Annotated in this window: 14 protein-coding genes and 1 other annotated feature; of the genes, 1 reads left to right on the top strand and 13 read right to left on the bottom strand. The window is 39.6% G+C overall.

Translation table 11 applies throughout. The features are described 5' to 3' along the window. Positions 1-5: 5 nt before the first annotated feature. Genes rplT through infC form a run of 3 tightly spaced genes read right to left on the bottom strand, consistent with a single transcriptional unit; the run spans position 6 to position 1,141 of the window. Positions 6-356: a 50S ribosomal protein L20 gene (rplT, locus tag Q0507_RS01105; RefSeq protein ID WP_119563182.1), complete on the bottom strand. Its 351-nt coding sequence runs from the start codon at positions 354-356 to the stop codon at positions 6-8. 48 nt (positions 357-404) lie between these two features. Then, positions 405-602 carry a 50S ribosomal protein L35 gene (gene rpmI, locus Q0507_RS01110; protein ID WP_060919159.1) on the bottom strand — a complete coding sequence of 66 codons (198 nt, stop codon included), beginning with the start codon at positions 600-602 and terminating at the stop codon, positions 405-407. A gap of 20 nt (positions 603-622) precedes the next feature. Next, positions 623-1,141 carry a translation initiation factor IF-3 gene (gene infC, locus Q0507_RS01115; RefSeq protein WP_038150063.1) on the bottom strand — a complete coding sequence of 173 codons (519 nt, stop codon included), beginning with the start codon at positions 1,139-1,141 and terminating at the stop codon, positions 623-625. A gap of 405 nt (positions 1,142-1,546) precedes the next feature. Between infC and Q0507_RS01120 the strand changes: the two genes are divergently transcribed. Then, on the top strand, positions 1,547-3,040 hold the full coding sequence (locus tag Q0507_RS01120) for a DASS family sodium-coupled anion symporter (protein ID WP_298711130.1): 1,494 nt from the start codon (positions 1,547-1,549) through the stop codon (positions 3,038-3,040). 159 nt (positions 3,041-3,199) lie between these two features. On the opposite strand, the gene Q0507_RS01125 is transcribed toward Q0507_RS01120, so the two are convergent. The 10 genes from Q0507_RS01125 to Q0507_RS01170 form a co-directional block, all read right to left on the bottom strand. Further along, positions 3,200-4,405, bottom strand: a complete 1,206-nt coding sequence (locus Q0507_RS01125; RefSeq protein WP_298711132.1) for an MFS transporter — start codon at positions 4,403-4,405, stop codon at positions 3,200-3,202. Between the two features lie 252 nt (positions 4,406-4,657). Further along, positions 4,658-6,568: a threonine--tRNA ligase gene (thrS, locus tag Q0507_RS01130; RefSeq protein ID WP_298711134.1), complete on the bottom strand. Its 1,911-nt coding sequence runs from the start codon at positions 6,566-6,568 to the stop codon at positions 4,658-4,660. Positions 6,569-6,709: 141 nt separating this feature from the next. After that, positions 6,710-6,942, bottom strand: a binding site (T-box leader). 251 nt (positions 6,943-7,193) lie between these two features. Next, positions 7,194-8,183, bottom strand: a complete 990-nt coding sequence (locus Q0507_RS01135) for a hypothetical protein (RefSeq protein ID WP_195213130.1) — start codon at positions 8,181-8,183, stop codon at positions 7,194-7,196. 100 nt (positions 8,184-8,283) lie between these two features. After that, a complete protein-coding gene (locus tag Q0507_RS01140) occupies positions 8,284-8,559 on the bottom strand; it encodes a DUF4911 domain-containing protein (protein ID WP_298711142.1) in 276 nt (91 codons plus the stop codon). Positions 8,560-8,671: 112 nt separating this feature from the next. Continuing rightward, a complete protein-coding gene (locus tag Q0507_RS01145; protein ID WP_298711145.1) occupies positions 8,672-9,916 on the bottom strand; it encodes a U32 family peptidase in 1,245 nt (414 codons plus the stop codon). Continuing rightward, complete coding sequence (locus Q0507_RS01150) at positions 9,916-10,524, bottom strand: O-methyltransferase (RefSeq protein ID WP_298711148.1); 609 nt, start codon at positions 10,522-10,524, stop codon at positions 9,916-9,918. Before Q0507_RS01150 ends, Q0507_RS01145 begins: the two co-directional genes overlap by 1 nt. 23 nt (positions 10,525-10,547) lie before the next feature. Continuing rightward, a complete protein-coding gene (gene mltG / locus Q0507_RS01155) occupies positions 10,548-11,984 on the bottom strand; it encodes an endolytic transglycosylase MltG (protein WP_298711152.1) in 1,437 nt (478 codons plus the stop codon). 251 nt (positions 11,985-12,235) lie between these two features. Then, positions 12,236-12,532, bottom strand: a complete 297-nt coding sequence (locus tag Q0507_RS01160; RefSeq protein WP_298711155.1) for a DUF1292 domain-containing protein — start codon at positions 12,530-12,532, stop codon at positions 12,236-12,238. 26 nt (positions 12,533-12,558) lie between these two features. Then, positions 12,559-12,978 carry a Holliday junction resolvase RuvX gene (gene ruvX / locus Q0507_RS01165; RefSeq protein WP_298711158.1) on the bottom strand — a complete coding sequence of 140 codons (420 nt, stop codon included), beginning with the start codon at positions 12,976-12,978 and terminating at the stop codon, positions 12,559-12,561. Then, positions 12,978-13,238, bottom strand: a complete 261-nt coding sequence (locus Q0507_RS01170) for an IreB family regulatory phosphoprotein (RefSeq protein ID WP_009351224.1) — start codon at positions 13,236-13,238, stop codon at positions 12,978-12,980. Before Q0507_RS01170 ends, ruvX begins: the two co-directional genes overlap by 1 nt. Between the last annotated feature and the right edge of the window lie 25 nt (positions 13,239-13,263).

Genomic DNA, 13,263 nt, shown 5'->3' on the forward strand with positions numbered 1-13,263 from the left:
TGCTATTAAGCGTTTTTAGCTACTTCAACAAGTTTAGCGAATGCTGCTGCATCATTAACTGCCAAGTCAGCCAACATTTTACGGTTAACTTCAACGCCTGCTTTGGCTAAACCAGCGATGAAACGGCTGTAAGTCAAGCCATTGATGCGAGCCGCTGCGTTGATACGAGCGATCCACAATTGACGGAATTCGCGTTTTTTCGCACGACGGTCACGACGAGCGTAGTACAACGCTTTCATTACTGTTTCGTTAGCTTTTTTGAACAAACGAGAACGTGTACCGCGGTAACCTTTAGCTAATTTTAAAATCTTTTTATGACGTGCATGAGCTGTAACGCCCTTTTTCACTCTTGCCATTGTATATTTCCTCCTAAATTACGATATTATCGATCTAATAGTTAACGATTAAGCGTATGGTAAGCATTTAGCTACGCGTTTGTGGTCAGCTTTTGCAACCAATGTAGCTTTACGTAAATTACGTTTACGAGCTGGAGATTTCTTTTCAAGAATGTGGCTTTTGAAAGCTTTTGCACGCTTGAATTCACCAGTACCAGTTGCAGAGAAACGTTTAGCCGCAGCGCGACGAGTTTTAATTTTTGGCATAATATAATCCTCCCAATACCTTATTTACTTACTAAAATCATGGTCATGTTACGACCTTCTAATTTAGCTGCTTTTTCAATAGACGCCGTTTCTTTGAGTTCTTCAGCAAAACGTGTCAACACTGCCATGCCTAGTTCTGGATGTGAAAGTTCACGACCGCGGAACATGATGGTTACTTTTACTTTGTTACCTTCAGCCAAGAATTTGGATGCGTTTTTCATTTTTACGTAAAAGTCATGGTCTTCAATATGTGGACGTAATTTGACTTCTTTCAAAGTTACGATTTTTTGTTTCTTTTTCGCTTCTTTCTCGCGTTTTTGTTGTTCATAACGATATTTACCGTAGTTCATAATGCGAGCTACTGGTGGTTTAGCGTTAGGTGCAATTTCCACAAGATCAAGATGCTGTTCTTCAGCCAATGCCAAAGCCTCACGGCCAGACATAATACCGATTTGTTCGTTTTCAGGACCTACTACACGAAGTTCACGAGCACGAATCTCTTCATTAATGCGTGGTGTATCCTTGCTAATAGCGTTCACCTCCAAGAGAATAAAAAAAACGGACGGCAAAAACCATCCGAATAGAATTCTCTATATTAACCTCATACTTCTTGGTATTAGGTGAGTGGCGGATGGCCTCTGCTTCATAAATTACTTAATTATAATAACAAATCGAACCGTGAAAGTCAACAACAATCTTGAGCTTTTCTTGATAAATTTATTATTATAACTCTTATAGTATAACAGACTATCTATGTTCTGTATATATGTGTTATTACTGACAAGTAGACCGCTTTAAGTATACAATAGTCTTATAGATATATAATTAATTTACTTAAAACACGATAACAATAATATATATAAATATATATTTATTTACGCTAACGCTAACTAGCAAAATATTTATATTAATTAAGCATTAAACATATTGAAAGGAGTTTTATCATGAGTACAACAAATAGTGCCCCACCTCTAAAGGTACGTACAACCACTCAAAATATCGGTCTCATTCTTTCCTTCATTGTTCTCGGTGGCATTTTATTATTACCAACACCAGAAACATTATCTACTGGTGGTCATCGTATGATTGGTGTCCTCGCCTTTGCTATCATCTTATGGATGACATCAGCTGTATCCTATCCGGTAAGTGCGACCATGATTACGGCGCTCACAGCCTTGTTACTAGGCTTCTCTCCAAATCCAGAAGCACCCGCGAAAGCTATGGGCACAGCTAATGCCTTAAAGCTGATTATTTCAGGTTATTCTTCTCCTGCGATGATTCTCGTAGGTGCCGCTATGTTTATTTCCGTAGCCATGCGTAAAACGGGTCTAGATCGACGCATTGCCATGCTCGTATTATCTAGTGTAGGTACAAAGGTAAGCCGCATCTATTTAGGTGTTATTATTACAGGTCTCATTCTAGCCTTCTTTGTACCGAGTGCAACGGCTCGTATCGCTTGTCTTGCTCCAATTATTATCGGTATTGTTGAAAACTTAGGTATTGAACGTAAAAGTCGCGTAGCCGCTCTCCTCATGGTAGGTGCCGTACAGGTAGATACCTTTTGGAATATTATGATTCAAACAGCAGCCGCCCAAAACCTCGTAGCTGTTGGGTTTATGCAAACACAAATGAACACATCTGTAAGCTGGATTGATTGGCTCACAGCAGCTGCACCGTTCTCAATTATTATGGCTATCATTACCTACTTTGTAACGCAAGCTTTAATTAAACCTGAATTTAAAGAACTCGTTGGCGGTGATGTACAACTCGCTAAGATGCGTAAAGAAATCGGTCCAATGACATTCGATGAAAAGAAACTATTATGCATCTCTATTGGTCTATTAGCATTGTGGGCGACGGGAGGTAAATTACATACCATCGATACTACAACCTCAACAATCGTAGCCATCGCACTATTCTTCTTCCCTAATCTTGGTATTCTGGAATGGAAATTTGCCCAATCCAATATAGATTGGGGCTCCATTGTCATGTTTGGTGCTGGCATCGGTCTTGGTTCCGTATTACTTAAAACAAAAGCGGCCACCTGGCTCGCTCAAGTATTCGTAAATGCCTTTTCCCTTGAAACGGCAAGCGTATTCCTTTTAATCGCTATTATGGCTGCCTTCCTAATTTTAATCCATCTTGGATTTGCTTCAGCTACAGCCCTCTCCTCTGCCATGATTCCTATCGTAATATCCATCGTTATGGGACATTCCGCAGAAGGTCTTAATCCACTCGGTGTAACAATGCTTATGCAATATGCAGTTTGCTTCGGTCTAGTACTACCAGTAAACTCACCACAAGGCATGGTGGCTTACGGTACAGATACATTCGACGTAAAAACATTTATGACTACAGGTATTCCATTAACCATTATCGGCTATGTAATGATTCTCGTATTTGCACTTACATACTGGCACTGGATTGGAATTGCTTAAGTCTAACTATTCTAAATAGACCAAACACGCTAGATAATTCTAATATTTTAAATTAAACATACTATAAAAGGCTCTGTCTTATGACAGAGCCTTTTATTTTTATATGAGTTTCAATATAAAACGTCTATGTGCTTATCAATGTAAAGCTTTCACAAATATTTATTCTAGTTCCTTACCTTTTAGTTCAGGAATCAAGAATACTGTTGCTAGTATGTCAATTACATAGATAATCGCAAGGAAAGCAATTGCCACTTGGTAGGAGTACAGTGAAATGATCATGCCTACTACCATTGGACTAAAGCCACCTACGGCACGACCGATATTAAATAATACATTTTGAGCCGTTGCGCGAGCACTTGTTGGGTATGCTTCCGCCATCAAGGCACCGTAGCCACCCATCATACCATTTACGGAAGCCCCTAGAATAGCACCGGCAAACAACATAGCTGTTGGATCAGATAATTGAGAGTAAATCAAAATAGATGCCACAGCACATACTTGGAACAAGATAAAGGTTGGTTTACGACCTAGTTTATCTGCTAAACGACCAAACAACCAGATACCTACCATCATACCGCATACTGTAACAGCCGTCCACAAACCAGACTTAGTCAAAGAGAAACCTAGTTGTTTACTCAAAAAGTTCGGCATCCAAATCATAATACCATAATAACCGAAGTTTTGAACGGAAGTTAAGATAGCAACACCAATGGATGTTTTCGTAGTTGCCACGTCTTTCACGAGCAACTTGAAGGATTGCTTATGGGAATGCTCATTCGCCTCTTTGCTTTGTACAAAGATTTCAGGCTCATGTAGTTTCGCACGGAAGAACCACGCTACAAAGGCAGGGATAATACCTACCATGAACATGCCTCGCCAGCCGATATAAGGAATTAATAAAGGTGTTAATAGTGCAGCCGCCAATACGCCTAATTGCCAGCCGAGGGCTACATAGCTCGTCGCTTTTGCACGGTGCTTAGCAGGCCAAGCCTCAGCAGCTAAAGCCATACCAATACCAAATTCCCCACCTAAACCGATACCAGCAATTGTACGGTATATGAGAAGATCCCAATAGCCTTGTGCAAAGGCACAAAGACCAGTAAATACGGCAAAGAGTACGATAGTCCACGTTAAGACACGAACGCGGCCATATTTATCCGATAAGGTACCAAAAATAAAACCACCTAATACGGCACCAATTAAGGTCCAAGTCACTAAAGAACCAGCTTGTCCTGTAGATAAACCTAAATCCCCTGATATCAAGGTTAGCATGAAGCCCAAAATCAAGAGATCAAAACCATCCATGGCATAACCAACAGAGGAACCAATGACAGCTTTCCAGCCGTAAGAATTTACATCTTTCATATCATTTTCCTTTCGCTACTCACGGGTAACAATTAAAGAGAATATAAATAAACTTCACATCTATATTAAGTTCACTAATATTAAATTATACAACTTAACCGTAATTATGCAATATATATTTCTTAATTTTGGAAATTATTCAGTTGTCTAAAAACTCTATTTAGAGCAAGAAAAAAGTAGGGCTTGGTTCACTTAGTGAAGACTAAACCCTACCTATTATAAAGTAATCAGAAATAACTCATCTCTTTAACGTTAGTTGCGTTCTTTAATTTGTCCTTTAATATCATTGAAGAATTGTTCGAATGGTACGGAACCCAATTCATCGCCGCCGTGTTTACGAACGTTAACAGTACCTTCTTCAACCTCTTTATCGCCTACAACAAGCATGTATGGAACTTTTGCCATTTGTGCTTGGCGGATCTTGTAACCGATTTTTTCGCTACGATCATCTACTTCCACGCGTACATAGTCGTTGCGCATTTGTTTAGATAATTTTTCTGCGTATTCAACATGTTTTTCAGAGATAGGCAAGATTTTAACTTGTACAGGAGCCATCCAAGTTGGGAATGCACCTGCATAGTGTTCAGTCAAGATACCGATGAAACGTTCCATGGAGCCGAAGCATGCACGGTGGATCATGATAGGACGGTGTTTTTGACCATCTTCACCGATATATTCCATATCAAAGCGTTCAGGCAAGTTCATATCCAATTGGATAGTACCACATTGCCATGTACGACCTAAGGAATCTTCAATGTGGTAGTCAAGTTTAGGTCCATAGAATGCACCGTCGCCAGGGTTGATTACATAAGGAATGCCTTTTGTTTCAATAGCAACACGCAATGCTTCTGTTGCTTGTTCCCAAATCGCGTCATCCCCCATTGCATCTTCCGGTTTAGTGGACAATTCTACATGGTATTTCAAACCAAATTGGCTATAAATACGGTCGAATAATTCGATAACTTTCATCAACTCAGTTTGCATTTGAGATGGCAACATGAATACATGAGCATCGTCTTGTGTGAAAGCACGCACGCGGAATAAACCATGTAAGGCGCCAGACAATTCATGACGGTGAACTAGACCAAGTTCCGCATAACGCAATGGTAAATCACGGTAGGAATGCATTTCGTTTTGGTATACCAAGATACCGCCTGGGCAGTTCATTGGTTTAATAGCATATTCTTCTTCGTCGATGATTGTAGTATACATATTTTCACGGTAATGGAACCAGTGGCCAGATGTTTCCCACAATTGTTTGTTCAAGATGATTGGTGTACGAATTTCTTCGTATTCAAAATCATGATGAACTTCGCGCCAGAAGTTTTCTAATTCGTTGCGCAGAGCCATACCTTTTGGCAAGAAGAATGGGAATCCAGGGCCTTCTTCTTTGATAACGAACAAACCAAGTTCTTTACCAAGTTTACGGTGATCCCGTTTAGCCGCTTCTTCAAGCATGTGAAGGTATGCATCCAGTTCTTCTTTCTTCTCAAATGCCGTACCGTAAATACGTTGCAACATTTTATTCTTTTCATCGCCACGCCAGTATGCACCTGCAATGCTTTGTAATTTGAAAGCTTTTACCTTACCAGTGGATGCCGCGTGAGGACCTGCACAAAGATCGATGAAATCGCCTTGAGAGTAGCAAGAGATAATTGCATCTTCAGGAAGGTCTTGAATCAATTCTACCTTATAGTCTTCGTTTTTAGATTTGAAGAACTCGATAGCTTCTTGACGAGGCATAACGGATTTAGTAATCGGTAAATTTTCTTTTACGATACGACTCATTTCCTTTTCGATTTTGCCCAAATCTTCAGGAGTTAAATTTTCTTCCAAATCGATATCGTAGTAGAAACCTTTGTCGATTGCTGGACCGATTGCCAATTTGGCATTAGGCCATAAACGTTTTACCGCTTGAGCCAAGATATGAGAAGCTGTATGGCGCAAAGTGTGTTTGCCACCTTCATCTTCGAATGTTAAAAAAGCTACTTCAGAGCCATCTACGAGTTCTTCGCGAAGGTCTGTTAATTCGCCATTTACATTTGCAGCTAGTACTTTTTTAGCCAAGCTGTTAGATAGTTGTTTTACTGCTTCCCCAAGAGTAGTGCCAGCAGCGTATTCCTTCGCACTACCATCAGGTAAAATGATTTTTACATCTGCCATTTTTCTTTCCTCCAATTTATAAACTAGGATAGCTTTGATTTTCTACTTTCACCAATATACCTACTTACCACACAATACATAAGTATTGTGTAAATAGCTTATATAAATTGGGTAATAAAAAAAGACCTTCTATCCCTACAAACAAGGGACGAAGATCATTCGCGGTTCCACCCTAGTTAACTACCTATACGAATATATGTGTATAGTTAATTCACTTCATTAAGCCCGATAACGGTGGCGGCCGTATTTGCCTACTTAGGTTCGACAAATCAGTTTAAAGGGGGTAACTCTAATATATGTGTAAGGCATTTCCAGCATCTGCCTCTCTCTGGTACACAGGGATAAAAGAATCATGTCCTTTGCATCACTTTTACTAGATTATAGTATCATAGAAGACTAAAAAATTCAATACAGTTAAACTGTAAATTTCATAAGAACTATAACATGTAAATCTCATCTGTATTTATACGTTATATAAATACAGTTTTGAAAAGAAAACAGCCCGAGAATAATCTCGAGCCGTTTATGATATACGTTGTTCTTTGTTATAATATGATGTCTACTTTATAGTATGTTGTATGATGATGTATTACATACAGCATATACGACATACGTTATTTATAAATTAACGTTTGAAGTTTGTAGACAGCATAGCTCCAATTACTTTTTCCAACTTGCTAGTGGAAAGGTCTGGACCTTTGTAGAGTGTTAAGAGCACGTCGTTAGAGTTATCTTGTTTAGATACCATCATAACACCGCTACCGCGAGCCCCGTTATCATCGTAATCTTTCGCTACGATAACAAGGTTCAAATAATGGTCCTTCATGTATGTATACACCTTGCTTGTACGCGCAGAGGAACCGATCATTTTTGCCATGTTCATACCACGGTTAAATACGATTGTATTTGCATTATGTGGATTTGCCGCTAATTGTTGCTTTTCTTCTTCATTTAGAGGCATGAGGTTTACCATGAGGGAGTCACCCATCTTGCCACGGAACATGGCTGGCATCGTTTCACGCACATCATCAGGAATGCCTGTGTCAGCAGTCAATTTCAATTCCTTAGGCACGGTCATGTACAAAACGCCCTTGCTATTGCGTCCCACCTCTGTTGTACTGAGGTCTACAGCGCTAAGCATAATAGAATCTTTAATGGTCGCCACTTGGTTAGCCAATGGTTTTTCAGGAACGCCACGGCTCGCCAATTGTACATCTCCAGATTTAGTTTTCTTCAATGTTTCCACGTTCCAGCTTGCACCTTTTTTATCTGCATCGCTAGCTTCTGTGAAAGCATTTGCCCCATCTTTTGTGCCTACATATACATACGTTTGAGCCGGAATGATTGTATCTGGTGCGCCAGATTTATTGAAAGCCGCACCGTATACCACATTAGGAATCACAGTAGAACCAATTTGTAGGTTGTTATTAGTTTGGCTTTCAACATCAAAATTGATATTCCCTGTGAAAGTCATATCAGGACCATGGTTAATAACAACCACATCCCCTGCTTGAGGAATGATTACAGGACCTACAGGCCCCGCCATAGCTACACCTGCCATAGATACTCCAAGGCAAGCTGTTAATAATGCACGTTTCAAAATAGATTGTTTCATAGATACACTCTCATTTCTCTACAATTCGTATACATTTGATGTAATTGTAAATCTAGTAGAGTAATTAAATTCCCTCATAGATTTACAATCAAAATTATACTTAATCTTCTATAGTGACATAGTCGGATAAGCTACTTAATACTTCAAGCGCCAAGGGCCGTGTAGATGGTGTGCAGCGCAACATACACCGCCCACTCGCATCTACAGAGGTCATAACACCTAAATATTCATAGCCTTCAATGATGCGATTGATGAAATTCGTATGCTTAGGATCAATGTGAAAGTACACATACGCTTCTTCTCCAGAGATGGTTGAATCGGATACATCGGGAAATGAGCCGATAGATTTACTCGGTTCTAATGGTGTACCACTCATAAAGTTCCCTCCTTCAAATCTGCTACATATATCGCTTACTTTTATAATCTAAACACCATTGTTAATTTAACTACTAATCAAAATTATGATCTTTTATATTAGTATGTTTAAATTATTCGTCTTCTTTAGGTTTGCACTCACGGCGCATCATGGAGTACGGTTCAAGTGGTGTATCCATATAAATGCGTACTTTCATTTGTGCATGAGGTGCTACATCGATTGGATTGCCATCTTCATCTGTCATTTTTTCGATCACCGTTTCAACGAGTTCACCTTTTGGTTGGCAGAATTCCACCTTATCACCCACTTTAAAGTTGTTACGTTGTTCGAGATCAACGTATTTTTCTTCTTCGTTGTAGCCCATAACTAAACCGATGAAGTCATGGCTCTGGGTATTCGTAGATTTACCATAGTTTTGAGCCGTTTCATCAGGACGACCTTCTGCAAAGCCATCTGTGTAAGGACGATGGGAAATCTTTTCTAATTCTGCAAGCCATTCTGGACGAACGTACCAATCCTTGCCTTCTTTAAGGTATGCATCGATAGCTGTGCGATATACTTTCGACACTGTTGCACAGTAGTGAACGGATTTCATACGACCTTCGATTTTAAGACTATCAATACCAGCTTCATATAGATCTGGAATGCGGTGAATTAAGCACAAGTCTTTAGAATTAAAGATATACGTGCCATGTTCATCTTCTTCGATAGGATAATATTCACCAGGTCGATTAGATTCAACAAGAGAATACTTCCAACGACAAGATTGGGAACATTGACCACGGTTCGCATCACGGTTACCTGTCATATAGTTAGACAAGAGACATCGACCGGAGTAAGAAATACACATAGAGCCATGTACGAAAGACTCGATTTCAATATCTACATTGTCCTTCATTTCTTTAAGGTCTGCTAAGGATACTTCGCGAGCCGCTACAACACGTGTGGCACCAAGTTCTTTCCACATTTGCACCGTATGCCAGTTTGTAGTAGAAGCTTGTGTACTTACGTGAAGCTCTAAACCTGGAGCTACGCGCTTAGCAAGACTAAAGATACCCATATCGGCTACGATGATAGCATCAACACCGATACTTTCAAGGAATTTCAAATAATCCTCTAAGCCTTCGAAGTCCTCGTTGTGAGGAATAATATTGCATGTAACATGGAGTTTTTTCCCATGGGCATGCACGAATTCTACAGCTTCCTTTAATTCCTCATCGGAGAAATTAGAGTTACCTGCACGCAAGCCAAAGCGTTTGCCTGCACAATATACGGCATCCGCACCATAACGGATAGCCATTTTAAGCTTGTCCATATTACCCGCTGGACAAAGCAATTCCATAAAATGTTCTGACATTATTTGTTGTGCCCTTTCCACACACTCACACTCATACCATCCCCCATTGGGTAAATGGTAGTGTTAAACAATTCTTTATTTTCAACATATGTTAAGTATTCTTGTAACCGTTTTACGATAGTTTTGAACCGTTTTGGCGGCTCCTTATCGCCCCTTACATAGCCTCTAAAGAGTACATTATCTGCAAGGATGACGCCCCCTTCTTTCACATGCGGCAAAATGAGTTCAAGTTGTTTTAAATATTGCCCCTTAGGACCATCTAAAAACACTAGATCATATTCCCCAGTGAGTTCCGTTAAGACTTGAGACGCATCGCCTTTAAGCAACGTAATTTTATCGGCATAATCGGATTGGTTAATATAATATTTCGCCATTTCATGACGCACATCATCTAGTTCAATAGATGTGATATGTCCCTCTTCCTCGTCGAGTAGCGGTGCCATCAACAAAGAGGAGTAACCAATGGCGGTGCCCACCTCTAACACAGAGGTGGGCCGGTACAAACCTATTAATTCTTCAAATAGATGAACCTCAGATTCTCGTAGAATCGGCACATCATTAATCATCGCGTAAATACGCTGTTCATTTAAAATATCATTTAATGTCATGAAAGTAGATTAAATCTCCTACATTATCTATTGTTAGCACCATTAGGAACTACAAGTGTAGAGCGATCAACGGGAGCCGCTGGTTGCACCTGAATTTGTGGTGCTGGTTGTGCATTTGGAATAACATTTTGCATCGATTCAGGCACAGAAGTTGTAGCTGGTACATAAGTATTATTATTATTTGTATTGTTTCCATAAGATGCAGCAGCTGGATTTACTTGAACTGGTATTGGATTTTGTGTTGTACCAGGTACAGGATCTGGAATCTCCGCTGCAGGAACCGTAGTTGGCGTGTATTTATAGCTAGGTTCTACATCAACATATTGAGAGTCTGCTTCCACTGCTTCTGCAGAACTATAATTGTAATCAGGCTCTGTAGTCGCCACTGTCACATCATAGTTAGGACCTGCTTGTGCAGCTACTTCAGTATTAGCAGAGGAATTTTTTACTGTGTCCGCACCGTAAATCTTATTAACCACTGCTAAATGCTCTTGGTATGTTTTAGAGAAGTGATTATGTCCCTCTTTATCCGCTACAAAGTATAAGTAATCCGTATTTTCAGAGTGTAATACTGAATCTAAAGATTTTTTACCAGGGTTTGCAATTGGTCCTGGTGGTAGGCCTTTAGATACATATGTATTATATGGGCTTTGAAGTTGTGTATCACCAATCGTTACATTCTCCTTTGCATAACCAAGTACATAGGAAATGGTCGCATCAGATTGCAATGGAATACCGTGAGCCAAGCGTTTTTTAAATACGCCTGCAATAGTTGGACGGTCTGCATCAAATAAAGACTCTCGTTCAACGATAGATGCCAAGGTTACAAAGTCATGAATACTCATATGTTGAGCTTGAATTTGTTTCTTCACAGCTGGTGTGAGATAACGATTCATTTCATCAGCCATCATTTGAATAACGTCACGAGGTGTAGCCCCTACTGGAATTTCATACGTACTTGGGAACAAGAAGCCTTCTACAGGATAGGTAGCAGGTTTTGTGCCTTTCATGTATGGGTATGGTACATAGGTCTTAGCTTCAGCCAAGAAGTCCTTTGCCTTCATGATTTGATTCTTTTCAAGAACGATAGCGATATCCCCAACCGTATAGCCTTCAGGAATGGTAACACGTATAGATTCTACATGACCTTCTTGTAATAAAGAAATGAGTTCGCGCACAGTTACTTTATTAGGAATTTGATAATGGCCAGTTTGAAGCTTATCATTAGTACCGCTTAAGTATAACCAAAGCTTAAAGCCTTGAGCGGAGCGAATAAGCCCTTTTTCAAAGAGCATATCTGCAATTTCAGTGCCCGTTTGACCCTTTTCAATAACTAGAACTTGCGTTCCATCATCTTGGGCAAAGGTATTCGGCACAAAGTATAATGCACCAAGACCGCCGCCAATAATTAATACACCTAGAATAGCTAGGATTAAAATATATCTTAAGGCTTTTCTCACGTCGTTGAGTTCCTTTCTGTAACATAACAGTATATACCATATCATTATACCATAAAGTGTATGTTTCCCCTATATAAAAGGCCTATCACCCGCGTAGATAACACAATGTAACACATACATCAATTATAATCCCCTGTCATGCTTAAAGTATAAATGTTAACATCCTTTTTTGTACCAAAAGAAAATGATACAAAACAAATAAAAATAGCGTATTGCCCTATGACAACACGCTAAATTTATGCTAAAGACGACTATTCGTCTTCATCCATGTCTTCATACAATTTTACTAGAGTTTCAAAGTTTTCATCTTCTTCATCTAAAGGTACGTATTCTTCTACGCCTTCTTCATTTGTTTCGATGCGAGCCAAGATCATGTATGTGTCATCTTGACCTTCATGGTCAGCGTCTTCATCTTGTACATGTACAAGAACGGCATACTCTTGACCTTCGTGGTTCAAGACAACATCTTCTGTGAAGTATTGTTTGTTACCATGTTCATCTTCGAATTCCAAATAATACACTTCACCTTCAAAATTTTGGTCAACCATTGGAAACCCTCCTTAAGGAAAAATACTTATTTATTAAACTGCAAGCGATCTAAATATCCTTGCAAAATTACAACCGCTGCCATCTTATCGATAACGGATTTACGCTTTTTACGGCTCACATCAGCTGCAATGAGTTGGCGTTCAGCCATAACAGTAGATAACCGCTCATCCCAATATGTAACAGGTAAATCGATGACTTCCTTCATCTTAGCAACGAATTCTTCAGTCTTTTCAGCTCGTTCACCTTTTGTACCATTCATATTTTTCGGCATACCTACTACAAGTTCATGTACTTCATATTCAGCAATGAGCTCTTGCAAGCGGTTAAAGTCTTTTTCAAGAGATGTTCTACGAATGGTTTCAATACCTTGTGCAGTCATGAGCAGTGCATCGCTACAGGCAATACCAATAGTACGGCTGCCTACATCTAATGACATAATTCTCATTATAGTTGCTTAGCCTTTGCGTATTCTTTCAACAATTCTTCAATCAAGTCATCGCGCTCTAAACGACGGATATCGGAACGGGCATTATTATAACTTGTAATGTACGCTGGATCCCCAGAGATTAGATAACCTAAGATTTGATTGATTGGATTGTAACCTTTTTCTTGAATAGATTGATAAACGCGAGTGAGCACCTCTTCAGCTGTCATCGGTTCATCGTCTACTTTACGGAATAACATGGTTTCATCTGAAACTTTCATCGTATCCCTCCTTTTTATTACATCG

Origin of the sequence: uncultured Veillonella sp. (assembly GCF_938010505.1) — a bacterium.
Classification (GTDB): domain Bacteria; phylum Bacillota; class Negativicutes; order Veillonellales; family Veillonellaceae; genus Veillonella.